Raw genomic sequence first — 22,565 nt, forward strand, 5'->3', positions numbered from 1 at the left:
AAAGAAATTAAATTGCCGAATGATCCATTCCCTCAACAGACGCGGCCGAACGACCTTTAATGCGACCTGTTTTCATTAATCCATCGTAATGACGCATCAATAAATGAGATTCGATCTGTTGCAAAGTATCCAACACCACACCTACTAAAATCAATAAAGACGTACCACCGTAGAAGTGCGCAAATTGATTATTAATACCAAACAAACTTGCAATAGCAGGTAGAATAGCAATGATCGCTAAGAAAATTGCACCTGGAAATGTAATATTTGATATTACGCGGTCTATAAAATTACTAGTTTCCAATCCCGGTTTAATACCCGGTACAAAACCTCCATTCTTCTTCATGTCGTCCGACATCTGTTGTGGGTTCACCATGATCGCTGTATAGAAAAACGTAAATGCGATAATTAACACCGCAAATGTCACGTTGTATGCTACAGAAGTATAGTTACTCAACGAAGTCAAAAATTCCGACTGAAGATTTGGGAAGAACTGTCCTAAACTCATTGGCACAAACATGATTGCCTGCGCAAAAATGATAGGCATTACACCTGCAGCATTTACCTTTAAAGGTATATACTGACGTACTCCACCGACTTGCTTGTTTCCAACGATTTTCTTCGCGTATTGTACAGGGATCTTACGAACACCTTGTACGATCAAGATCGTAAAGATCACAACAAAGAACAAAGCTACAAATTCAAGCAACAATGGAATTGGACCACCACCACCTTTCGCCATTCTAGAAACCCATTCCGCAGTGATACCACTTGGCAATTGAGCGATAATACCAGTCATGATGATCAAAGAAATACCATTACCGATACCTTTATCAGTAATTTTTTCCCCTAACCACATCACAAATAAAGTACCGCCTGTCAAAACTATGGCAGTTAGAATAGTGAATAATGGGTCAGCTATTGTCTTAGCACTTGGCTCGATTTGAGTACGTACATAAGCAAAAGCCTGAAGCAAAGTAATCCCTAAAGTTAAATAGCGAGTAATTTGATTCATTTTTTGACGACCACTTTCCCCTTCCTTCTGCATCTTTTGGAAGTAAGGAACCGCGATGCCCAGCAATTGAACAACAATGGATGCCGAGATATATGGCATTACCCCTAAAGCAAAGATAGCCGAACGAGAGAAAGATCCCCCCGCAAACATATCCAATAAGCCCAATAAACCCTCTTTTTGACCAGAAGCCAAAGCATGAGGATTTACACCTGGTAATACCACGTGACATCCAATACGGTAAATCAAAAGAAAAAGTAAGGTATTTAGAATACGCGTACGTAAATCATCGATTTTCCAAATATTGGTTAAGGTTGTGATTAGTTTCTTCATTTATTAAATTTTAACGATAGAACCGCCTGCAGCTTCAATAGCTTTTTGAGCAGAAGCAGTAAACGCGTGCGCTGTTACTTCAACTTTAGCTTTCAATTCACCGCGACCCAAGATTTTAACTTTGTCATTTTTAGACACTAAACCATGAGCTTTCAATGCGTCGAAATCTACAGCTGTTAAATTGTATTTCTCGATCAACGCTTGTAAAGTATCTAGGTTTACACCATTGTACTCAACACGGTTGATGTTTTTGAAACCAAATTTAGGCACACGACGTTGCAAAGGCATTTGACCACCTTCGAAACCGATTTTCGTAGAGTGACCTGAACGAGAACCAGCACCTTTGTGACCACGCGTTGAAGTACCACCACGACCAGAACCAGTACCACGGCCAATACGTTTGCTACTTTTTACTGCACCTTTTGCAGGTTTTAAATTACTTAAGTTCATTTTTAAACTAAATTGTGCTAGCCCTTCGCTCTCACTAAACAGGTACTAGCGATTAAAAAATAATTATTATTAATAACAAGTAATGGAAGAAGCCCAAAGACCTCTTCCATATGCTAATATTAAATAGTTTCGATAGCTACTAAATGGTTTACTTTACGTACCATTCCAATAATTGATGGAGTAGCTTCAACTTCTACTGAGTGGTTGATTCTTTTCAAACCCAATGCCTCAATAGTTTTCTTTTGGCGCTCGCTTCTGTCGATAACGCTCTTTATCTGGGTGATTTTGATTTTTGCCATGATAATTAACCGTTAAATACTTTATTCAAATCGACACCGCGGTGTTGTGCTACTGTATACGCATCACGCATTTCTGCTAAAGCAGTTACAGTTGCTTTTACCACGTTGTGTGGGTTAGAAGAACCTAATGATTTAGCCAATACATCTTTGATACCAGCAGACTCCAATACTGCACGCATTGCACCACCTGCTAAAACTCCTGTACCACCTACAGCTGGTTTAATCAAAACTGAACCACCAGAATATTTACCATATTGCGCGTGAGGAACAGTACCTTTGATAATAGGAACTTTTACCAAATTTTTCTTTGCGTCATCGATACCTTTCGTGATTGCTTCAGTTACCTCTTTAGCTTTGCCTAAACCGTAACCTACGATACCGTTTTCATCACCTACTACAACAATTGCAGAGAAGCTGAAAGTACGACCACCTTTAGTAACTTTAGCTACACGTTGGATACTTACTAAGCGATCTTTTAATTCAATTTCGCTTGATTTTACTCTTTTTATATTGCTTAATGCCATTTCTTTCTATGATTAAAAGTCTAAACCGCCTTCGCGAGCACCTTCAGCCAAAGATTTGATACGGCCATGGTATAAGTACCCATTACGGTCAAAAACTACTTTATTAATACCTGCTGCTACTGCTTTTTCAGCCACCAATTTACCTACAGCTTTAGATTGATCAACCTTGTTACCAGATGCAACAAACTCTTTTGACAAGCTAGATGCAGCAACTAATGTTTTACCTGCATTGTCATCAATGATTTGCGCATAGATACCTTTGTTACTTCTAAAAACCGATAAACGTGGACGTTCAGACGTTCCAGCAAGGTTTTTTCTGATTCCTTTTTTGATTCTCTCTCTACGAGATGCTTTTTGTCCTGCCATGATTATTATTTTTTAGCTGATTTACCTGCTTTTCTTCTCAATACTTCACCTGCAAACTTAACACCTTTTCCTTTGTAAGGTTCTGGTTTACGGAAGCCACGGATTTTAGCCGCTATCTGACCGATTAATTGTTTGTCAGCACACTCTAAAGTGATTGTAGGGTTTTTACCTTTGTCAGCAGTAGTTGATACTTTAACCTCGTTTGGCAATACAAAAACAATCTGGTGAGAGAAACCTAAAGTTAACTCTAATACATTACCAGTACTTGAAGCACGGTAACCTACACCGACTAACTCTTGCGTAGTTTTGTAACCTTCAGTCACACCGTGAACCATGTTAGCCAACAGGGAACGATATAGACCGTGTAATGCTTTGTGTTTCTTTTGATCAGTTGGACGTGTTACAACGATATTGCCTTCTTCTTGAGCAATCGTGATGTCACGGTCAACTTGTTGTGTTAATTCGCCTTTAGGACCTTTTACTGAAACTAAGTTTTTGTCCGAAATAGTAACAGTTACCCCAGCAGGGATAGCGATAGGCGCTTTTCCAATTCTTGACATTTCTTTGTGCTTTTACCTAGATTAATAAACGTAACATAAAACTTCACCACCAACATTTTGAAGTCTAGCTTCTTTATCTGTCATTACACCTTTAGATGTTGACAAGATAGCAATACCTAAACCATTCAAAACACGAGGCATAGTATCAACGCTTGCATACTTTCTTAAACCAGGTTTACTCACACGTGTCAACGTACGAATAGCCGGAATTTTGCTAATTGGGTTATATTTCAATGCGATTTTGATCGTACCCTGTACGCCATTCTCATCGAATTTGTAATTAGCAATGTAACCTTTATCAAAAAGAACTTTAGTAATCTCTTTTTTTAGGTTCGATGCAGGAATTTCAACAACCCTGTGGTTGGCCTTGATGGCATTCCTTACTCGTGTAAGGTAATCCGCAATTGGATCTGTAGTCATTATATATGAAAATTTGTGACAGCGGTTTCCCTCCCAACCGTTGGTATGGGACCTTCTATCTGTTAAACAATTTTAAAATGCAAAAACCCCGGCAATCCTAAGTTGAATTGCCCGGGCAAAATTAAGTATTTTTTTTTAATTACCAAGAAGCTTTTTTCACCCCTGGGATTTTGCCATCTAAAGCCATCTCGCGGAATGTTACACGAGAGATACCGAATTGACGCATATATCCTTTAGGACGGCCAGTCAATTTACAACGATTGTGTAAACGTACTGGAGAAGCATTTTTAGGCAATTTATCTAATGCAACGTAATCGCCAGCAGCTTTTAATTCTGCACGTTTTGCCGCATATTTAGCTACCAATTTAGCGCGTTTTACTTCGCGTGCTTTTAATCCTTCTTTAGCCATTGTTATTAGTATTTTGATTTTTAAATGGTAAACCGAATTGTTTCAACAATTCTAAAGCCTCAACATCATTTTGAGCAGAAGTCACGAAAGTGATATCCATACCTTGGATCTTGTTGATTCTATCAATGTTGATCTCAGGGAAAATGATTTGCTCAGTGATACCTAAGTTATAGTTACCACGTCCGTCAAAACCTTTATCGTTGATACCGCGGAAGTCACGAATACGTGGAAGCGATACTGCTACCAAACGATCCAAGAATTCAAACATGTTGTTGTCACGTAAAGTAACACGTGCCCCTACAGGCATACCTTTACGTAATTTAAAGTTTGAAATATCTTTTTTCGATTTTGTAGCAACGGCTTGTTGACCTGTGATTAAAGTCAACTCAGCAATAGCGTTATCGATTAATTTTTTGTCAGCTGTTGCAGCTCCTACGCCTTGTGAAACAACGATTTTCTCAAGTTTAGGAACCTGCATAATACTTTTATACTGAAATTTTTCTTGAAGTGCTTTACGGATTTCTTCCGCATATTTCACTTTTAATCTTGGTACGTAAGTCATTATTTAATTTCCTCCCCTGATTTTTTAGCGTAACGAACTAATTTACCATCTGCATTTAACTTACGACCTACACGTGTAGTTGCACCTGTTTTAGGATCGATAACAGCTAAATTAGAGATGTGAATACCAGCTTCTTTCTCAATGATACCACCATTAGGATTAGCTGCACTTGGTTTAGTGTGTTTTTTTACGATGTTAGCGCCCTCAACGATAGCTCTATTTTTATCCACTAAAACAGTTAATACTTTTCCTTGAACACCTTTAGAGTTACCAGCGATAACTTTCACTAAATCACCTTTTTTAATTTTGATTTTGTGCGTAGTTGTTTTTGTTTTCTGTGCCATAATTATAAAACCTCCGGTGCTAATGATACAATTTTCATGAACTGTTTCTCACGCAACTCTCTAGCAACAGGGCCAAAGATACGTGTACCACGTGGTTCATCATTATTATTTAATAATACAGCGGCGTTGTCATCGAAACGGATATATGAACCATCTTTACGACGGATTTCCTTTTTCGTTCTAACTACTACTGCTTTAGAAACGGAACCTTTTTTCACGTTTCCTGAAGGCATAGCGCTTTTCACCGATACAACAATCTTATCTCCGATTGATGCATAACGCTTGCGCGTACCGCCCAATACACGGATTACTAAAACTTGTTTAGCACCGCTATTGTCAGCTACATTAAGTCTTGATTCTTGTTGTACCATGTTATTTAGCTCTTTCTATAATTTCAACTAATCTCCAGTTTTTTGTTTTACTCAGCGGACGAGTTTCCATGATTAATACCGTATCGCCGATACCGCAGGTATTAGTTTCGTCATGAGCTTTAAATTTAGTAGTTTTTTTCACGAACTTACCATAGATCGGGTGTTTCACTTTACGTTCCACTGTTACCACGATAGATTTGTCCATCTTGTTGCTAACTACTAAGCCGATTCTTGTTTTTCTTAAATTTCTTTCCATTTCGACTTTAAATTTTACGCCTCAGAGGCTGTTTCATTTTTAGCTGCAGCTTTGCGTGCACTGATCTCTGTACTGATACGAGCGATAGTTCTGCGTGCTGCTTTGATCACGTTAGGGTTCTCAATAGCTGAAACAGCATGTGCAAATTTCAATTTTGTAAGGGCTGTTTTCTCTTCTACAAGACGAGCTTTTAAGTCCTCATTAGATAATTCTAAAATTTCTGAATTTTTCATGTTTTTTCAGTTGTTATTTGGGTTATCATCGCTTTATATATAGCGTTAGGGGTAACGGCCCTAACGCTTAAATGATGACATTACCAAGATTTTTATGCTTCAACGTAGTCTCTACGAATCACAAACTTAGTTTGAACCGGAAGTTTTTGAGCTGCAAGGCGTAATGCTTCTTTGGCAATTTCCAAAGGCACACCTTCTGCTTCAAATAACATACGGCCTGGGCGTACTACTGCTACCCAGTATTCTGGAGCACCCTTACCTTTACCCATACGTACCTCTGCAGGTTTTTTGGTAACAGGTTTGTCAGGGAAAATACGAATCCAAACTTGACCTTCACGTTTCATATAACGTGTAACCGCAATACGAGCTGCCTCGATTTGACGACTAGTGATCCATGCTTGCTCCATTGTTTTGATACCGAAAGAACCGAAAGCTAACTCCGCTCCACGAGAAGCGTTACCTTTCATGCGGCCTTTCTGCATCTTTCTGAACTTCGTTCTTTTTGGCTGTAACATGTTCGTATACTTTTTAAATCTGCTTTTTCAGCAGGTTTTGTTGTAATCTAAATAAAACTATTAATCTTTTTTCGGACCACGGTTGCTTCCACCACGGTTGTTTCCACCACGGTTATTTCCACCGCGACCACCTTTGTTATTACGGTTGTCACGACGTTCGCCACCACCTTCGTGGTTGCCACGTGATTTTACACCAGATGCTTGACCAATGTTTGGAGATAAGTCACGTTTACCGTAAACCTCACCTTTACAGATCCAAACTTTGATACCGATTTTACCGTATGTAGTCAATGCCTCAGCTAAAGCGTAGTCGATATCAGCACGTAATGTGTGTAAAGGAGTTCTTCCTTCTTTGTATTGTTCAGTACGCGCCATTTCAGCACCACCTAAACGACCAGAACACATGATTTTGATACCTTCTGCACCCATACGCATTGTAGAAGCGATTGAAGTTTTCATTGCACGACGGAATGAAATACGTGCCTCTAATTGTTTAGCGACACCTTCAGCTACTAACTTAGCATCTAACTCAGGGCGTTTGATCTCGAAAATGTTGATTTGAACATCCTTTTTAGTCAGTTTTTTCAACTCTTCTTTGATCTTGTCAACTTCTTGACCACCTTTTCCGATAACGATACCTGGACGAGCAGTGTGAATTGTAACAGTGATACGTTTTAAAGTTCTTTCGATAACAACTTTAGCTACACCACCTTTTGCAATACGAACAGAAAGATATTTTCTGATTTTTTCGTCTTCAACTAATTTATCGGAATAGTTTTTACCTCCGAACCAGTTAGAATCCCAACCTTTGATGATTCCTAATCTGCTACCTATTGGATTTGCTTTTTGTCCCATTTCTCAATAAATTAGTTTTGTTCAACGTTTAATTTGCTATCAACTACCAACGTAACGTGATTTGAACGTTTACGAACTCTGTATCCGCGACCTTGAGGAGCTGGGCGCAATCTTTTCAATTGACGACCGCCACCTACTGATACTTCTTTTACAATTAGTTCGCTTTCTTCCACTGATTTACCTTCGTTTTTGGCTTCCCAGTTTTTGATTGCAGATAATAATAATTTTTCTACACGAGCAGCAGCTTCTTTACTTGAGTGTTTCAAAATGTATAATGCATTTTCCACACGTTGACCGCGAATTAAGTCTACCACTAAACGCATCTTACGAGGCGAAGTAGGGCAGTTCAATAATTTGGCATCCGAAGCTCCTCCTTGTTGAGCTTTCTCTTGCTCTTTGCGTTGTCTAATTAAGACAGACTTTTTAAGTTTTTTTGTTGCTTCCATTACCTATTATTTTTTCTTTTCTGCGTGGCCTCTGAATGTACGCGTAGGAGCGAATTCACCAAGCTTGTGACCTACCATATTTTCTGTTACATAAACAGGGATAAATTTATTCCCGTTGTGCACTGCGAAGGTATGGCCAACAAAATCAGGGGAAATCATTGATCTACGAGACCATGTTTTGATAACTGACTTCTTGTTAGTTTCATTCATAGAAAGAACTTTTCTCTCTAAGTTGTGATCGATATAAGGACCTTTTTTAATTGAACGAGCCATTATTTTTTCCTTCTCTCAATGATGTAACGATTCGATGTTTTCTTCTTGTAACGTGTTTTGAAGCCTTTAGCTAATACACCTGTACGTGAGCGTGGGTGACCTCCTGAAGTACGGCCTTCACCACCACCCATAGGGTGATCTACTGGGTTCATCGCAACACCACGAACTCTTGGACGACGACCTAACCAACGTTTGCGACCTGCTTTACCTAACACTTGGTTAGATCTTTCATGGTTCGATACCGAACCAATTGTAGCAACACAAGTCAATAAGATCATACGTGTTTCGCTCGAAGGCAATTTGATGATGGCATATTTACCATCACGAGCAGACAATTGAGCATAAGTACCAGCCGAACGAGCAATTGAACCACCTTGACCAGGATTTAATTCAATGTTGTGGATGATAGAACCCAATGGAATGTTTGCTAATGGTAATGTATTACCAACTTCTGGGGCAACTTTATCACCTGCGATTACAGTTTGACCAACTACTAAACCAGCTGGAGCAAGGATGTAACGTTTTTCACCATCAGCGTAATGCAACAATGCAATACGAGCAGTACGATTTGGATCGTACTCAATAGTAGCTACTTTTGCAGGGATATCTTTTTTATCGCGTTTGAAATCAATTAATCGGTATACTTTTTTATGTCCCCCACCGAGATAACGCATAGTCATTTTACCGGAGTTATTACGACCGCCTGATTTCTTGTTGATTTTTACTACTAACGATTTTTCAGGAACGTTTGTAGTAACATCAGAGTAGTCAGCGCCTACTCTGAAACGAGTACCAGGGGTTACCGGTTTGAATCTTTTAACTGCCATTTTTTATTATATAGTACTGTAAAAGTCAATAGTTTCGCCGTCTTTAATAGTAATGACAGCCTTTTTATACTTAGGAGCTCTACCAGATACGAAACCTGCTTTTGTGTAACGGCTTTTTGCTTTACCAGCTACTACTGCAGTGTTTACAGCAAGAACTGTAACACCAAACATAGCCTCAACAGCTGCTTTAATCTGGATTTTGTTTGCTCTGTGATCCACTTTGAAAGCGTAACGGTTTAATTTTTCCGTTAACATAGAAGCTTTCTCAGTCAAGATAGGTTTTTTAATAATTTCCATATTACTTAGCTAATGCTTCCTCCAAAGATTTAACAGAATCTGTAGTCAACAATAATTTTGTTGCGTTCAATACATCATATGTATTTAAATCAGATGCAACAATAACTTTTGCTTTTTTCAAGTTTCTGCTTGATTTATAAACAATTTCATCGTAAGCTGGCAATACCAACAATGTTTTCTCATCAGCTACATTCAACGCATTTATTAAAGCAACATAATTTTTAGTTTTGATAGCATCGAATTTTACTTCATCCAATACCACAATATTATTATCTTTTGCTTTGTAAGACAACGCTGATTTACGTGCTACTTGTTTCAATTTTTTGTTCAATTTGAACGAGTAGTCACGAGGTTGAGGACCGAATACACGACCACCACCATTAAACAATGGAGACTTGATAGAACCCGCACGAGCACCACCAGTACCTTTTTGTTTGTGTAATTTACGAGTAGAACCCGCGATTTCGTTACGTTGTTTAGATTTGTGAGTTCCTTGGCGTTGGTTCGCTAAGTATTGTTTCACATCCAAATAGATCGCATGATCGTTAGGCTCTAACCCAAATACCGACTCAGGAAGTTGCACCTTGGCACCTGTTTCTTTACCTGATAAATTTAAAACTTTAACTTCCATCTCTACTATTTGTCTACGATTACATAAGAACCTTTAGCTCCTGGAATGGAACCACTAACAACGATAAGGTTTTGCTCAGCGTAAACTTTCAACACCTGTAAGTTTTGAACTTTAACTCTGTCACCACCTGTACGACCCGCCATGCGCATACCTTTGAATACGCGTGAAGGCCATGATGAAGCACCTAATGAACCTGGAGCACGTAATCTGTTGTGCTGACCGTGAGTCGCACCACCTACACCACCAAATCCATGACGTTTCATTACACCTTGGAAACCTTTACCTTTTGAAGTACCGACTACATCCACGAATTCGCCTTCCTCGAAAAGTGTAACGTCAACTACGTCACCAAGTTGTTTTGCATCTGGGAAAGTTTTAAACTCTACCAACTTACGCTTAGGCGTTGTGTTTGCTTTCGCAAAGTGCCCTTTCAAAGGAGCTGTCGTGTTTTTCTCCTTAGCTTCGTCGAAACCAAGTTGAATTGCCGAGTAGCCATCCTTTTCTTCCGTACGTATCTGCGTAACCACGCACGGCCCGGCCTGAATCACTGTACAAGGAATATTTTTCCCATCAGCGTTAAACAGGCTCGTCATTCCTACTTTTTTTCCAATAATACCTGACATGTTGTAAATTAATTAATTAAAAGTCCTTCGAAGCAGTAGGGCTTCGCTCAAGACACACTATTCCCATTAAGGGACTGCAAAGTTACAAACATTTTTATAACTGTCAAATAATTAGTGAATTATTTTTTTTATTTTCTACTTCTTTTTATTCTCCCCTCCTATTTTACGATTTATCCCTTCAACATTCCATACACGAAATAAACGCCCTCAAAAAAAAATAAAATTAGTATTCCGAATTTATACTGCCACACAGCTGTCACAAACCGCAGTAATTTTGAACTGTCATACAACGCAGAAGGCGATGTATAGCTTACTCAAAAACTTTAAATACGAGAATCATGAAAACAGAAATCATTTCCAAGAACGAGCTACTTCAGCATTGGTTAGGCCACAGAAACCTAACAAGACAAACCATTGAAAAATTTCCAGAAGAAGGATTGTTCGATTACAAAGTAGAAGGCATGCGCACCTTTGCAGATATGATTAAGGAGCTATTAGGTATTGCTGTTCCAGGTCTCCAAGAGATTGTCAACAACAAGAGCGGCGAACTCAATGAGAATCTCAGTTATTCGACCAAAGCACAATTGCTTCAGGCTTGGGATGAAGCTACTCCTCAGATCAGTGAACTGTTCAATCAAATCCCAGAAGAACGCTTTGCCGAAGAGTTCAATTTATTTGGACAATACAAATCGCCCATTATCCACAGCATATTTTATTTTATCGACAATGAGATCCACCACCGCGGTCAGGGATTTGTTTATCTAAGATTACTCGGCATAGAACCTCCATTTTTTTGGGAAAGAGGTTAAATAGGTAATGTCTGCAATGAAAATTCCTTCTTAACAGAGCGCTGAAGCTTATTTTTAGTACAGCCTACAAATGACTTGTTCGGTACCTGTCCTTTCAGCCGAACAAGTTTTTTGCGTACAATAGCAGCAAGGCTGATTTCGTCGTTTTTGACTAAACTTGCTCCAATGCCGATGAGAGCAACCGCTTTACGACCTCTTTTAACGATTCAGGTTCAATAATTGTTCCTTTATCGGCAAACATCAGATACCAACGCGCAAAGCCATTCTCCATATTAATGCTTTCAAAATGCATTTCCACATAGTTATCAGTGACCGTTTCTTTTTGGAAACCAAAATAGTGGCGATCCCATTCCATATAGCGGGCCATATCCTTGTCCACTTGCACGACAACTTTTGTCGTGGGAACGTCATGACGTTTATTCAGAAAAGATGAAAGTTCAGGATGCTCCTTTGCAAAGTCATCGGCAAGTATTCTAATATTGTTTATTCTATCCAAACGGAATTGCCTATAATCTTTCCGTAATCTACAAAAAGCAAGGACATACCAAAACTTGCTCTCCACAAAAATACCCACAGCTTCGATTTCACGCCTTTCTGGAGTTTTATCCGAAGGTTTGGAATAATAGATTTCCACACATTTCTTTGCAGCGATACTTTCGATCAGTATATTGGTGCCATGGGTAAGCTTCTCATTGAATTGATGACGCCCACCGCGCACCAGAAAGTTATCCCCTACTAAGGCCACCTGTTCTTTTTCATTGCCCCGCAATATGGCTTTCATTTTCAGCAATGCTGTTGTAAAATGATGCGCAAGATTCCGATCTGTATACTTTTCCACCAGTTTCTCCGCTGCGACAAAACTCAATGCCTCCTCTCGGGTAAATTGCAGAGGCGGCATCTTATATCCCTCCACCAAAGAATAACCGCTTCCCGCTTCACCATAAATCGGAATTCCAGCTTGCATCAGGGATCTGATATCACGATAAATCGTACGCTGACTAACTTCATAACGTTCTGCCAAAGCAGCGGCGGTGACCACAGGTTTAGCTTGTAGATGCATATAAATAGCGAGTATGCGGTCGAATCTCTTTTGAATATCGGTCATTGGGATAAAGGTACAAAAAGCCCAAATGATTTAATGAATGTCACAAAAAATGGCAAAGTTTTAAATTATGGAACACGGCAAATATAATACAGCAAAATATATAGTTCTGCTCGTGTATCTTTATCGAACGTATATCAAATATAAAGCTTACCTGTAACTGGCTTCTTCAGGAGCAAATAATTAACAAGTTAACATCAGATTCCGAATTAAAAAAGGAGTAACACTATTTTTATTAGGGGTTAGCAGGGGGTTAACAGGGGTAGTACCCCTGTTAACCCCCTGCTAACCCCCTGTTATCCCCCTATAAAACCCCTATTAATATAGAAAATAATATCATGTTATACTACCCATGTGCACTAGATGAAAGAGACTGTATTTGACAGAGAATAGAATCAAGTACAACATGAAGAAACTTGTTTTTAGATTGAGAGCGTTAAATCCAATAAAACAAAAAAAGTGAAGTACCTATATACTTCACTTTTCCACATCGTGTTAATAACTTTGTTGAAAACTTAAAAAAGTCACTCCTTATTGCTTGATTACCTTTTCTCCTCGGAGCAACCGATCATATCGCACCAATGCCTCCACATAGTAGTAATCGGCATAGGTCAAGGGCACATCCACTTCTGTTTTATGTGGAATTGATCCGACACTATGCTTCAAGATATAGCCACCGGCTTCTTTATAATCTGCTTTGTAGGGTTTAGAAGAAAGCGACCGCTACATCTGCTTAGCCTTCGCGATGTAGCGGATCAAAAATTCTTTCGGCTTCTACCATCGTATTCGACCGAAATAGTAAATAGCTGCCCCAATGAAGACATTGAGACAGCAACATTAATTATTTTGGGCAATTTAATTGCTTCCGACATCTAACGATGTACAGCCAGTATCGCTCAAATAAACATTTTCGAAAGTGTAAGATTGTCCGGAGCCCGAATGACCGCAGCTCATCGCATACCACATTGTTAACCAACTAGGACAACTTGCATAAATATCATAATTTCCACTTTGAATATTGACTGGATAAGACAACGTATTCGCAGGGACTACAACATGCTGTGTGGTTCCTCCTGGAAAATTCCCGCTAAAGGTCAAATAAATGGGTGAATTACTAAAGTTATACACATAAAAGTCGAATGTGCTGCTTAGTGTTTTAATAGTCGTTTTGGTATTTTTTTTTGCCCCAACATTTTCCGTAGAAATTATATTTCGTTTATTAGATAATTTTACTGCTGCTGGTACACTCAAATCTCTAGCTTGAACGAACAAACCAGTGACAATAAATAACGCAAAGGCTATTATAAATGATTTTTTTAACATAATTCAAAAGTGTTTATAAATAATTGACTATTTCAATAAGCTTTTTTGAGATATAGCTTATCAACAATTGGCTTCTGTCTTAACTAAATCATAAGGGCCTCCTTTCTTTTAGATAAATTGACTAAAGTTTCTCGATCATTAGCGAATGATGCCTCACCATTAATAATTATGGTTGAAAGATCAACGGCGCATCGCTTTAAAAAATTCTCCGTAAAAAAATAGGTGTACTGCCTACTAATACGTCCAAATGATTACTTGATCAGAATATACAATTTTAAAATACAAGAACTTACCGACCCCTAAAAAACACAATAAGTGTAATTTCAATAAATCTGACTTTACTATTTGTTGTTTTCATTCTTTGTTAGATTTATGATATTGGTAACGTATAAACGGAGCGGTATAGATCTGACACATCCGGGTGACAGATCTCGCCAAATATTATGGGTCTATCGCGACTATTATAACAGGAGATGCTCCAATGAAAATTTGGGATTGGTTGGAACTGCATTTTTCCCAAGAGCACAAACGGCTAAAACTGTTCCTAAAACAACACTTATTTTAAGAACAGTTTAAACGTGCCTTATCGTCTATTGTTTAATCACCTTTTCTCCGCGGAGCAATCGGTCATACCGCACCAATGCCTCTACATAATAGTAATCGGCATAGGTTAAAGGCACATCCACCTCTGTTTTATGTGGGATTGAACCGACGCTATGTTTCAAGACGTAGCCACCGGCTTCCTTGTAATCTGCTTTGTAGGGTTTAGAAGAAAGCGAGCGCAACATCTGCTCAGCCTTCGAGATATACAGCTGGCTTTCACTGCCTGTTGTGTATTGTGCCAGTTCCAGCAAAGCCGAAGCAGTCACTGAAGCTGTCGACACATCGCGAAGATCTTTTTGGCTATAATATTTACTGTCCGGCGTAAGTTTATTCTGATCCATATCCCAATAAGGTATCAGATCTTTCGGAAGATTGGGATGATTCAGATAAAACTGAGCAATATGCCTAGCCTGCTCCAAATATTTCTTGTCGCCCGTTTCGCGGTACATCATTGTATAACCATAAAGTCCCCAAGACTGTCCCCTAGCCCATGCAGACTCATCAAAAGCGCCTTGTGCCGTCTTTCTCGAAATAATACGTCCATCTTTCGGATTGTAATCCACCACATGGTAGGAACTATAATCTTTTCGATAGTGATTGACCATCGTTGTATTTGCATGCGTTATAGCAATATCACGATAGCGTTTGTCTCCTGTCATTTTGGAAACTTCCGTCAAAAACTCCAGGTTCATCATATTGTCGATGATCACTGGATAGGTCCAGGGTTGGTCATCCCAGTTTTTGCCACCATCCCATGAACGAATCGTTTGCGGTGCTACATGGAAACGTGTTGCCAGCGATGCTGCTCCTGTACTTAAAATCTCCTTATAAGCAGCTGAATCTCCCGTCAAACGTAATGCATTACCAAAACTGCAGTATAACATAAAGCCCAAATCATGTGTTCCCTTGTTGTTCTTCTCCTTCTCGAGTTCTTTTAACTTACTTTTCGCTTCCGTTAATAGCTTCTCATCTTTGGTATATTCATAGAGATAGAGCACTGTACCGGGATAAAACCCCGAACACCACCAACTCGAACCCCAATTCACATATTTACCATCTTTATAAGTCGTGGGCATATCGGATTCATTGATCGATGCTGCGAGGTAAGCGATTTGTTTATGTGCATCTTCTAAATTTGAATGAACGAATTCTTTGTCAAGCCCCAACTTAACGGATCCTAAATTCCGTTGACTAGAACAAGAAATTCCTTGCATTCCCAGCCCAATGATTAGGCCCCCCGTAATATAATGTTGTATCTTCATGTTTATATAAAATTTAGAACCCTCTATTCTTGTTTTATTTAATAACTTACATAATAGTCCTTCGGAAATTGCTCGGCACTCCAGCATTTCTGAGAAGTCCAGGGTTGTGAAGCACAGGTCCAGAACTCATCGTCTGCAGGTAATCCCAAAGGCAAGAATGACAGGGAGGCCACATACATAGACCCTGCATTTGTATAGTAATCTGCGAGATTGGATTGTTTATCACCTACCACTCCCATACGCAGCCATCCTGACGAGGCAAAGGTTTTGTCAATATAAATATGCCTTAATATCGCTGTAAGAGCTGCCCGGACCTGTCCTTTTGAGATATCCTCAGGTAGCTTGTTTTCTAAAGCAACTGTCGCCAAAGGTTGGAACGCTGCATTCTTATAAGTTGACGAGCGACCGACAACGACATAGTGACCTTCTGGAGAAATCATACGTTCCAAATGATGTGCATAGCGCTGCATTCGTTTATACGCTCTATCATACATTTCTTTGTATTTTCCGCCGGCGGTAATATTATGGCGTAGCGACTCAACCTGCATGCAGTGAATCACATACCCATTGTAATGATCAAAACTAAAACGCGCTCCGTCGCTGTACCAGCCATCTCCGACATACCATTCCTGATCAAATTTATTGACTGCATAATCGATCTTTTCACGCGCGCACTCCTCCCCGATGCTATAGAGAAATGTCTCTGTCATCGCGGCAAACAGCAACCAATTACTCTCATTCGGCTTGATCTTCCGCAGCAGTTTGAATTCTTCAACTACTCTTTTTTTAGTAACTTGGTCCAAAGGCTGCCATAAAGCCTGTGGGGCCCTCAAAAAAGCCAGCGCAAGATGCGCCGCATCGACGAGTGTTTGGGATGAAGGGCCTCGCCAGGTAAAATAATCCGGCGATTTAGGATCGACACCATATTGTATACCGAGTAATGCTTGGTCACGTAATTTTTTACGCAATTGACCTTCTTCAGTTGCGTCATCTGGCAAAGCCAACCAAGGAGCCATACCTGCCAACAAACGACCGAAAGCTTCTAAGTATCCGACTCCAGGGTCTCGACTATCAAAAGTAGGGCTCACTTCCATCGGCATATTTTTACGCCATTGTTGCTTACTGATATTGCCTAATATTGGAGCAGCCATCTTATGTAAAATAGACACCCAATAGGCACGATCGTTCTCGCTGTAATTATTTCTTTCCGACGCGGCAACATTGGCTTTCGCATCACCAGCAAAAGATGTCGCCAGTGCGCCCATCCCGGCACCGCCCAATAGTTTTAATAAGAGTCTTCTTTTCATTGACATTGGTTTATAACGAACATAATCGAAGTGTTACACAAAACATTAAAAATCTTTATTTTAAGCTAAAAAAACAAATCAAAAAAAATCAATCGCTCTAGCAAACGATTGCGTGAGCGATTGATAACAACTTCTTTACTTAATAAACCCACCCTGGTGTTGGCTTCAAATTTTTATTTAACTCTATTTCAGATTTAGGGACTGGCCACGTGTACCATTGGTCACCTATCCATTCATAAGTGGTACCACCAGTATTTTCTGTGCCACCCCAAACATGTTGTGCGAATTTTTCGTTGAACTTTGTTTCTTTCAGTGTCTTCCAACGCATTTCATCAAAAAAGTTAACTCCTTCACCAATTAATTCCCGGCGCCGTTCATCTCGTACATAATTCCGTGCTTTGGTTTGATCTGAAAAAGAAGAGGCCATTGTTGGAATTCCAACCCGATCTCTGACCTGTTTTACTTTTGCCATCGCACCAGGTAAATCATTCATTTCGACTAATGCTTCTGCCCACATCAACAAAACATCAGCATAACGAATAATAGGTTCGTCGACCGGATTTTGCTCACGGCGAGCATATTCTAACCCTTCGCCCACAAACTTACGATGGATATACTTAAATTCTGCCTGCGCATTGGCACTTCCCGAAGTATAATAACTACCAGGTAAACTACTATTTAAATTGGGCTCAGCTCCAGATTGGTCTACATAGTACTTACCTGTGACTGGGAATCTGTATGTATACATACCTGCAGCCGTGGAATTGCTATTCACTCCCTGGAAAGATGCATAAGGAGTCACTACATTATAAGCTAACCGTGGATCCCTATTTGCATAAGCTGCTTTAAGCCGTGCTTCGTTACCCTCAGGCAGATACAACACTCGCGCAGTACTATTCAATTTATTTAATTCTGTATTGATTACTGTGGTTACCGTAGGGTGAACATCATTTCCGTTAACTTTTTGGTCTCGTATAAAAAAGACCTTTCTATTGGGAGCTCCTAAAGCATTTACAGTATTCCATTCAGGAATATAATCCGACCAACTAAAAGGACGTACAGTAGTACCATCAATTATTTCTTCATACAAATTGACCAAAGCCGGGGTTACTTGCAAATCTGTCCAACACCCTCTACTATCTTTTGCTCCCTGTTGAAATGCGGCGGTATATTTCTGTACGGCAGAACCGTATCCTGAAGGTTCCTCAATATATTGAACGCTCAAAATCATCTCTTCACAACGTTCATTGGCAACTTTAAATAATTGCTTATAATTTGAAAAGAGTTTATAGCCGCTCTCTCCAACTTTCGCAAAATCAGCAACTGCCTGATCGTATTTTTTGGTCATAAGATAAGCACGGCCACGTAGTGCATAAGCGGCACCTTTACTCACACGTCCTTCACCTTGGATTTGATTGTTCGGCAAAGCACTCTCATTGATTGCATCAGTCAAATCTTTAATAATAAGCGCCCAAACATCCTCTTCTGAACTCTGCCCTTTATTACCTTCTGCAGGACTGATAGGCTCGGTGTAAATAGGAACACCTAAACCATTCCGACCATACAGTTCATTGAGCCGCATGTAAAAAAAGGCTCGTAATACTTTACATTCGGCTACTAATTTATTCTTTTTCTCCTGAGCCATCGTCGCACCGGGAATATGAACAATTGCATCGTTAGCGCGATGTACACCATCATACAACCATTTCCATTGGAATGAAAAATAGGAATTACTTGGATTCACAGCGCTGGAGAAAAGGTTATTTAAGTTATATTCACCTTGACCAGTCATACCAAATGCCTCATAAGCATAATACCCAATATTTGCAGATGTCCCTACAATTCCGTCACTTCTTACCGGACGTTGTAACGAATAGTAAACACCTATTACCCCTTGATCAACCAGCGTTTCCGTTGACCACATTGTTCCCGAAGATATTTTGTCATTAGGTGCAAGGTCCAATATTTTCGTACAAGACGATAAAGAACTTGCTATACTAATTGCTATGACAGATTTTAATATTTTTTTCATCTCTATTTCTATTTTATTTGACTAAACAGAGTTTAAGATTAAGATGCTAGTCTAAGTCTTACTCTATTGAAAACTCAAATTAACTTATCCTTCTGTTCTGAGATTAAGTTAAAAAGTTACTGATACCCCGGCGGAATATAACTTCGCGATCGGATAAACAATCAATGAACCACCTAATTCCGGGTCCACTCCTGGAAAGTCTTTATGTTTAAAAGTCAATAGGTTTTCTCCAGTTACAAATACCCTTAAGTCTTTAATTTTAGCTTGATTAATCCATTTTTTAGGAAATGTGTACCCCAACTGCAAAGACTTTAACTTTAAATACGAGGTATTGTACAGATAGAATGTATTAGCCTGCATGATTGAACTTGAAGAAAGTAAACGTGGATATTTACCATTTATATTTGCATTTGGATCTGTAGCAGGATCATAATTATCATAATCGCTATTTGCTCTTACTGCATCATAAGAATAATATTTGGTCCAGGCATCTGCTGGCAATTGATCACCTGTATTCGCTAAGATTGATCCATTAGATCCACGCTCATTAATATAATGATAAGAGCCGACACGTCCCGCCAAAAGCATGCTTAGATCAAAGCCCTTGTACGCTGCTGTCAGATTTAAGCCAAACACAAATTTGGCAACAGAAGACTTCCCAGTGAATTCACGGTCATCATCATTACCGTACTTACCATCACCGTTCGCATCTGCCATAAGCATTTGTCCATACCAAATATTTGCTGCTCCCGGGCCCACTGTATTGTTATTGAAAGAATAATTTGCAGCAATCATGGATTTCACCCACTCCAGGTCGGCTTTAGTACGAATCATTCCATCTGTTGGACCACCATTGGGATCTACACTTCCATCAGATTTCATATAAGTTCCAGTACCCGCGTAAGGCTTTCTTAAAAACCATTCGTCAAGCATATGCTGTTCCACACGACGCTCGTTTCCTCCTGTAGACACATCTGCTAAATTCGTATAACGCCAAGTTGGATTACCCCAAATATCGAGAGTCGATGGATCTTGTTCATACTTTAACGTTCCTTTAAATCCGGAAACTCTGTTCATGTTGTAAGAGATATTACCACTAACTCCATACCTGAAATCTCCAATTTTGTCGTTCCACCCCAAATTTAGTTCTATCCCTTTATTATTCATTGAAGCAGTATTGGACATCGGTGCATTGATATTACCCATCGTCAAATAAATAATAGCTGCCGTTAAGATATCAGAAGTCTTTCGGGAATACATATCGGCCTCGACACTCAAACGACGATTTAAGAAACTGGCTTCCAACCCAACATTATATGTCGTTAGTTTCTCCCATGATAAACTAAGATTTTGGATAGTTTGCTGAATAACCCCATTCGCAACCGACTCGTTAAATACATTATTCACTTTCTGATAAAGAGTCTGCCAATCGTAATTTCCACTTATTGTATTCCCTAAGGTTCCATAGGACCCTCTAAGCTTTAAGTAATTAACCGTTGTTTTGGCTGGATCAAAAAACCCTTCGTTACTGATAACCCAACCTGCCGAGAAAGAAGGGAAAAATCCTGTGCGATGTCCTGGAGCAAACTTAGATGACGCATCCGAACGAAAGTTTCCTTCGAACAAATATTTACCATCATAGGCATAGTTTACCCGCCCAAAATAAGAAATCATTGCGTTCTCCGCTTTTGCATTATCTTTTCTATTCTGATCAGAGCCGCCAATGGACTCCATTGTACCTCCCGAGTTTATATCAGTAACACTCCAATCAAGCAATCCTCGTTGAGTAGCATTAAACCCACTTGTCTTTGAATAATATTGCTCGTAACCTACTAATCCGCCAACATCGTGTTTTCCAAAAGTATGTGCATAACGCAATAATGCATTCGCTGTATAACTGGAAGATTTATAAGAAAAACGGTAAGTTGTCGCCTGGTCCAAATTTCCTATACCCTCTTTAGGCTTCTCAAAGCTTTCTCTAAAACTATACCTCGGCAAATTTTGGGAATAATTTTCATCTTCACGCGTATACTCACTGTAGTTAAAGCGAGCCTCTGCAATAATTCCCTTCCAAAGGTCCGCGTTAGCATACCATGTGCTATTGATACGTGTGTAGTTGTTTTCTCCACCATTCGAAGCCACCTGTTGGAGAATATTATCCTTATTTGTTGTGTTGGGATCTTCACTGGATCCATATTTTCCCTCATAAATTGGTGTCATTCCTGGAAAAGCCTGAAGCAAATAAGTCATTGAAGTGCTACCAGGCTGCTTATACTCCTTTGTAGCATAGGTTTGTGTTCCAAAAGTAATTCTATCCGCAATTTTTGTTTCCAAATTGGTCCGAATGTTGAATCTCTTCATTCCAGTATTTGCCAACGTTCCAGGATTATTTTGGTATCCGGCGGACATGAGATAAGAAGATTTATCACTCCCTCCAGTTACTGAAACACCATATCGCTGATAATATTGAGGCTGGAAGAGAACCTGCGCCCAATCAGTATTTGGATATGCCAACCAATTAGGGATGCTGTTCCCAGTGATCGGATTAGTATATGTACCATTAGGATCAGCATTTGCTTTGCGCCAGTCTTCAATCGTTGAAAGTGTATAATCAGGAGATGTCGAAGTCGGGTTAGCATTCACCTTAGCGATGTTGTGTAGTTCCATCCAATCTGCTGTACTCGACATAAATTTCAAATCAGTTTGCGCTTTCTCACGCGCATACAATGCATTGAATGTTATTTTAGGCGCCTCACCTTTCCGCCCTTTTTTAGTAGTTACGAGAATGACGCCATTAGCAGCACGAGATCCATAAATTGCTGCTGAAGCCGCGTCTTTCAAAATAGAAATATTCTCGATATCATCCGTATTTAATGGAACCATATCGGCTACAGCACCATCAACAAGAATCAGCGGGTTATTATTATTGAAAGACCCTGTACCACGAACACGAATGGACACATCCTCGCTTCCGGGATTCCCATTGCCCTGCGTAACACGTATACCAGGTGCAGTTCCACCTAGAGCCGCGGCAAGGTTCATTATCGGTCTATTTGTAAGTTTATCTGCACCGACAGTAGCGACAGATCCAGTCAAATTGACTTTTTTCTGCGTGCCATAACCCACAACAACAACTTCATCAAGCGCTGAGGTGTTTTTTTCCAGACTGATATTAATTATCGAACGCCCTTTAGGATTGATTTCTTGATCCTGATATCCTATATATGAAATCAGTAATGTAGCATTTTCTAAAACAGAAATGGCATATTGACCTGCCTCATTTGTTGAAGTGGCGGTCTTTCCACCCTTTTCTCGAATCGTTACACCCGATAAAGGTGCTCCTTGACTGTCTGTAATCCGCCCCGTAATTGAAATTTTCTGTTGTGCCATACTCGCACCCACAGTAAACATCATCATAGCAGACAGTCCAACTTTGTAAAACTTTGCCATACTTTAGGAAATTAGTTTTATGATAAAAATTGGTTGTTTAATAGGTCAAAGATGAGTCTATGAGCAAATTA

General features: G+C 39.6%; 28 protein-coding genes and 1 pseudogene. 1 reads left to right on the top strand and 28 read right to left on the bottom strand.

Annotated elements, in window-relative coordinates:
* Positions 1 to 7: 7 nt before the first annotated feature.
* The 21 genes from secY to rplC form a co-directional block, all read right to left on the bottom strand.
* Entirely contained in the window at positions 8 to 1,345 is a 1,338-nt protein-coding gene (secY, locus tag M2419_RS21840) for a preprotein translocase subunit SecY (RefSeq protein WP_046674882.1), read from the bottom strand.
* A gap of 3 nt (positions 1,346 to 1,348) precedes the next feature.
* Positions 1,349 to 1,795: a 50S ribosomal protein L15 gene (gene rplO / locus M2419_RS21845; protein WP_046674881.1), complete on the bottom strand. Its 447-nt coding sequence runs from the start codon at positions 1,793 to 1,795 to the stop codon at positions 1,349 to 1,351.
* A 119-nt stretch (positions 1,796 to 1,914) separates the two neighbouring features.
* The gene (gene rpmD, locus M2419_RS21850; protein ID WP_046674880.1) at positions 1,915 to 2,094 is read right to left on the bottom strand and encodes a 50S ribosomal protein L30; all 180 of its coding nucleotides are present in this window, start codon (positions 2,092 to 2,094) and stop codon (positions 1,915 to 1,917) included.
* A gap of 5 nt (positions 2,095 to 2,099) precedes the next feature.
* The gene (rpsE, locus tag M2419_RS21855; RefSeq protein ID WP_075990876.1) at positions 2,100 to 2,618 is read right to left on the bottom strand and encodes a 30S ribosomal protein S5; all 519 of its coding nucleotides are present in this window, start codon (positions 2,616 to 2,618) and stop codon (positions 2,100 to 2,102) included.
* 12 nt (positions 2,619 to 2,630) lie between these two features.
* Complete coding sequence (gene rplR / locus M2419_RS21860) at positions 2,631 to 2,993, bottom strand: 50S ribosomal protein L18 (protein WP_172392455.1); 363 nt, start codon at positions 2,991 to 2,993, stop codon at positions 2,631 to 2,633.
* The gene (gene rplF, locus M2419_RS21865) at positions 2,990 to 3,544 is read right to left on the bottom strand and encodes a 50S ribosomal protein L6 (protein ID WP_153844938.1); all 555 of its coding nucleotides are present in this window, start codon (positions 3,542 to 3,544) and stop codon (positions 2,990 to 2,992) included. The genes rplR and rplF overlap by 4 nt, the downstream gene beginning before the upstream one ends.
* A gap of 21 nt (positions 3,545 to 3,565) precedes the next feature.
* Positions 3,566 to 3,967 (bottom strand): 30S ribosomal protein S8, encoded by a 402-nt coding sequence (gene rpsH, locus M2419_RS21870; protein WP_223584601.1) that lies wholly within the window; start codon positions 3,965 to 3,967, stop codon positions 3,566 to 3,568.
* Positions 3,968 to 4,103: 136 nt separating this feature from the next.
* Positions 4,104 to 4,373, bottom strand: a complete 270-nt coding sequence (gene rpsN / locus M2419_RS21875; RefSeq protein WP_028071569.1) for a 30S ribosomal protein S14 — start codon at positions 4,371 to 4,373, stop codon at positions 4,104 to 4,106.
* Entirely contained in the window at positions 4,366 to 4,935 is a 570-nt protein-coding gene (rplE, locus tag M2419_RS21880; RefSeq protein ID WP_153844937.1) for a 50S ribosomal protein L5, read from the bottom strand. The genes rpsN and rplE overlap by 8 nt, the downstream gene beginning before the upstream one ends.
* A complete protein-coding gene (gene rplX / locus M2419_RS21885; RefSeq protein ID WP_070570406.1) occupies positions 4,935 to 5,279 on the bottom strand; it encodes a 50S ribosomal protein L24 in 345 nt (114 codons plus the stop codon). Before rplX ends, rplE begins: the two co-directional genes overlap by 1 nt.
* A gap of 2 nt (positions 5,280 to 5,281) precedes the next feature.
* Positions 5,282 to 5,650, bottom strand: a complete 369-nt coding sequence (gene rplN / locus M2419_RS21890) for a 50S ribosomal protein L14 (RefSeq protein WP_046674873.1) — start codon at positions 5,648 to 5,650, stop codon at positions 5,282 to 5,284.
* Between the two features lies 1 nt (position 5,651).
* Positions 5,652 to 5,906, bottom strand: a complete 255-nt coding sequence (gene rpsQ, locus M2419_RS21895) for a 30S ribosomal protein S17 (protein WP_153844936.1) — start codon at positions 5,904 to 5,906, stop codon at positions 5,652 to 5,654.
* Positions 5,907 to 5,920: 14 nt separating this feature from the next.
* Positions 5,921 to 6,139 (bottom strand): 50S ribosomal protein L29, encoded by a 219-nt coding sequence (gene rpmC / locus M2419_RS21900; protein ID WP_153844935.1) that lies wholly within the window; start codon positions 6,137 to 6,139, stop codon positions 5,921 to 5,923.
* A gap of 92 nt (positions 6,140 to 6,231) precedes the next feature.
* Complete coding sequence (rplP, locus tag M2419_RS21905; RefSeq protein WP_046674870.1) at positions 6,232 to 6,654, bottom strand: 50S ribosomal protein L16; 423 nt, start codon at positions 6,652 to 6,654, stop codon at positions 6,232 to 6,234.
* 60 nt (positions 6,655 to 6,714) lie between these two features.
* On the bottom strand, positions 6,715 to 7,509 hold the full coding sequence (rpsC, locus tag M2419_RS21910) for a 30S ribosomal protein S3 (protein WP_046674869.1): 795 nt from the start codon (positions 7,507 to 7,509) through the stop codon (positions 6,715 to 6,717).
* Between the two features lie 11 nt (positions 7,510 to 7,520).
* On the bottom strand, positions 7,521 to 7,955 hold the full coding sequence (rplV, locus tag M2419_RS21915; protein WP_077438121.1) for a 50S ribosomal protein L22: 435 nt from the start codon (positions 7,953 to 7,955) through the stop codon (positions 7,521 to 7,523).
* Between the two features lie 6 nt (positions 7,956 to 7,961).
* Positions 7,962 to 8,228 carry a 30S ribosomal protein S19 gene (rpsS, locus tag M2419_RS21920; RefSeq protein WP_002997495.1) on the bottom strand — a complete coding sequence of 89 codons (267 nt, stop codon included), beginning with the start codon at positions 8,226 to 8,228 and terminating at the stop codon, positions 7,962 to 7,964.
* A complete protein-coding gene (gene rplB / locus M2419_RS21925) occupies positions 8,228 to 9,055 on the bottom strand; it encodes a 50S ribosomal protein L2 (protein WP_046674867.1) in 828 nt (275 codons plus the stop codon). The genes rpsS and rplB overlap by 1 nt, the downstream gene beginning before the upstream one ends.
* 6 nt (positions 9,056 to 9,061) lie before the next feature.
* Entirely contained in the window at positions 9,062 to 9,352 is a 291-nt protein-coding gene (gene rplW, locus M2419_RS21930) for a 50S ribosomal protein L23 (protein WP_075990874.1), read from the bottom strand.
* A gap of 1 nt (position 9,353) precedes the next feature.
* Positions 9,354 to 9,983 (bottom strand): 50S ribosomal protein L4, encoded by a 630-nt coding sequence (rplD, locus tag M2419_RS21935; protein WP_075990873.1) that lies wholly within the window; start codon positions 9,981 to 9,983, stop codon positions 9,354 to 9,356.
* 5 nt (positions 9,984 to 9,988) lie between these two features.
* Positions 9,989 to 10,606, bottom strand: coding sequence for a 50S ribosomal protein L3 (gene rplC, locus M2419_RS21940; RefSeq protein WP_104385215.1), 618 nt, complete (start codon positions 10,604 to 10,606; stop codon positions 9,989 to 9,991).
* A gap of 338 nt (positions 10,607 to 10,944) precedes the next feature.
* On the opposite strand from rplC, the gene M2419_RS21945 reads away from it, so the two are divergent.
* Positions 10,945 to 11,415 carry a DinB family protein gene (locus tag M2419_RS21945; RefSeq protein WP_153844934.1) on the top strand — a complete coding sequence of 157 codons (471 nt, stop codon included), beginning with the start codon at positions 10,945 to 10,947 and terminating at the stop codon, positions 11,413 to 11,415.
* A gap of 151 nt (positions 11,416 to 11,566) precedes the next feature.
* On the opposite strand, the gene M2419_RS21950 is transcribed toward M2419_RS21945, so the two are convergent.
* The 7 genes and pseudogenes from M2419_RS21950 to M2419_RS21980 form a co-directional block, all read right to left on the bottom strand.
* Positions 11,567 to 12,520 carry a YafY family protein gene (locus M2419_RS21950; RefSeq protein WP_153844933.1) on the bottom strand — a complete coding sequence of 318 codons (954 nt, stop codon included), beginning with the start codon at positions 12,518 to 12,520 and terminating at the stop codon, positions 11,567 to 11,569.
* 528 nt (positions 12,521 to 13,048) lie between these two features.
* Positions 13,049 to 13,240 (bottom strand): annotated as a pseudogene (locus M2419_RS27410) (glucuronyl hydrolase); the annotation flags it as partial.
* Between the two features lie 132 nt (positions 13,241 to 13,372).
* Positions 13,373 to 13,840 carry a hypothetical protein gene (locus M2419_RS21960; protein ID WP_259255615.1) on the bottom strand — a complete coding sequence of 156 codons (468 nt, stop codon included), beginning with the start codon at positions 13,838 to 13,840 and terminating at the stop codon, positions 13,373 to 13,375.
* A gap of 590 nt (positions 13,841 to 14,430) precedes the next feature.
* Positions 14,431 to 15,705, bottom strand: coding sequence for a glycoside hydrolase family 88 protein (locus M2419_RS21965; RefSeq protein WP_153844931.1), 1,275 nt, complete (start codon positions 15,703 to 15,705; stop codon positions 14,431 to 14,433).
* Between the two features lie 38 nt (positions 15,706 to 15,743).
* On the bottom strand, positions 15,744 to 17,012 hold the full coding sequence (locus M2419_RS21970; protein WP_153844930.1) for a DUF2264 domain-containing protein: 1,269 nt from the start codon (positions 17,010 to 17,012) through the stop codon (positions 15,744 to 15,746).
* 139 nt (positions 17,013 to 17,151) lie between these two features.
* A complete protein-coding gene (locus tag M2419_RS21975) occupies positions 17,152 to 19,044 on the bottom strand; it encodes a RagB/SusD family nutrient uptake outer membrane protein (RefSeq protein ID WP_259255616.1) in 1,893 nt (630 codons plus the stop codon).
* Positions 19,045 to 19,152: 108 nt separating this feature from the next.
* The gene (locus tag M2419_RS21980) at positions 19,153 to 22,494 is read right to left on the bottom strand and encodes a TonB-dependent receptor (RefSeq protein ID WP_153844928.1); all 3,342 of its coding nucleotides are present in this window, start codon (positions 22,492 to 22,494) and stop codon (positions 19,153 to 19,155) included.
* Positions 22,495 to 22,565: the final 71 nt, after the last annotated feature.

The organism is Sphingobacterium sp. BIGb0116 (genome assembly GCF_024808035.1).
Lineage (GTDB): Bacteria > Bacteroidota > Bacteroidia > Sphingobacteriales > Sphingobacteriaceae > Sphingobacterium > Sphingobacterium paramultivorum.

Coding starts and splice junctions, on each gene's coding strand:
- M2419_RS21950 (WP_153844933.1), bottom strand. CDS start 12,520: ATGACCGATATTCAAAAGAGATTCGACCGCATACTCGCTATTTATATG.
- rpmD (WP_046674880.1), bottom strand. CDS start 2,094: ATGGCAAAAATCAAAATCACCCAGATAAAGAGCGTTATCGACAGAAGC.
- rplE (WP_153844937.1), bottom strand. CDS start 4,935: ATGACTTACGTACCAAGATTAAAAGTGAAATATGCGGAAGAAATCCGT.
- rplV (WP_077438121.1), bottom strand. CDS start 7,955: ATGGAAGCAACAAAAAAACTTAAAAAGTCTGTCTTAATTAGACAACGC.
- rplB (WP_046674867.1), bottom strand. CDS start 9,055: ATGGCAGTTAAAAGATTCAAACCGGTAACCCCTGGTACTCGTTTCAGA.
- rplF (WP_153844938.1), bottom strand. CDS start 3,544: ATGTCAAGAATTGGAAAAGCGCCTATCGCTATCCCTGCTGGGGTAACT.
- rplD (WP_075990873.1), bottom strand. CDS start 9,983: ATGGAAGTTAAAGTTTTAAATTTATCAGGTAAAGAAACAGGTGCCAAG.
- rplP (WP_046674870.1), bottom strand. CDS start 6,654: ATGTTACAGCCAAAAAGAACGAAGTTCAGAAAGATGCAGAAAGGCCGC.
- M2419_RS21945 (WP_153844934.1), top strand. CDS start 10,945: ATGAAAACAGAAATCATTTCCAAGAACGAGCTACTTCAGCATTGGTTA.
- rplX (WP_070570406.1), bottom strand. CDS start 5,279: ATGGCACAGAAAACAAAAACAACTACGCACAAAATCAAAATTAAAAAA.
- M2419_RS21970 (WP_153844930.1), bottom strand. CDS start 17,012: ATGAAAAGAAGACTCTTATTAAAACTATTGGGCGGTGCCGGGATGGGC.
- rpsS (WP_002997495.1), bottom strand. CDS start 8,228: ATGGCTCGTTCAATTAAAAAAGGTCCTTATATCGATCACAACTTAGAG.
- M2419_RS21980 (WP_153844928.1), bottom strand. CDS start 22,494: ATGGCAAAGTTTTACAAAGTTGGACTGTCTGCTATGATGATGTTTACT.
- rplN (WP_046674873.1), bottom strand. CDS start 5,650: ATGGTACAACAAGAATCAAGACTTAATGTAGCTGACAATAGCGGTGCT.
- rplW (WP_075990874.1), bottom strand. CDS start 9,352: ATGGAAATTATTAAAAAACCTATCTTGACTGAGAAAGCTTCTATGTTA.
- M2419_RS21965 (WP_153844931.1), bottom strand. CDS start 15,705: ATGAAGATACAACATTATATTACGGGGGGCCTAATCATTGGGCTGGGA.
- secY (WP_046674882.1), bottom strand. CDS start 1,345: ATGAAGAAACTAATCACAACCTTAACCAATATTTGGAAAATCGATGAT.
- rpsC (WP_046674869.1), bottom strand. CDS start 7,509: ATGGGACAAAAAGCAAATCCAATAGGTAGCAGATTAGGAATCATCAAA.
- rplO (WP_046674881.1), bottom strand. CDS start 1,795: ATGAACTTAAGTAATTTAAAACCTGCAAAAGGTGCAGTAAAAAGTAGC.
- rpsE (WP_075990876.1), bottom strand. CDS start 2,618: ATGGCATTAAGCAATATAAAAAGAGTAAAATCAAGCGAAATTGAATTA.
- rpsN (WP_028071569.1), bottom strand. CDS start 4,373: ATGGCTAAAGAAGGATTAAAAGCACGCGAAGTAAAACGCGCTAAATTG.
- M2419_RS21975 (WP_259255616.1), bottom strand. CDS start 19,044: ATGAAAAAAATATTAAAATCTGTCATAGCAATTAGTATAGCAAGTTCT.
- M2419_RS21960 (WP_259255615.1), bottom strand. CDS start 13,840: ATGTTAAAAAAATCATTTATAATAGCCTTTGCGTTATTTATTGTCACT.
- rplC (WP_104385215.1), bottom strand. CDS start 10,606: ATGTCAGGTATTATTGGAAAAAAAGTAGGAATGACGAGCCTGTTTAAC.
- rpmC (WP_153844935.1), bottom strand. CDS start 6,139: ATGAAAAATTCAGAAATTTTAGAATTATCTAATGAGGACTTAAAAGCT.
- rpsQ (WP_153844936.1), bottom strand. CDS start 5,906: ATGGAAAGAAATTTAAGAAAAACAAGAATCGGCTTAGTAGTTAGCAAC.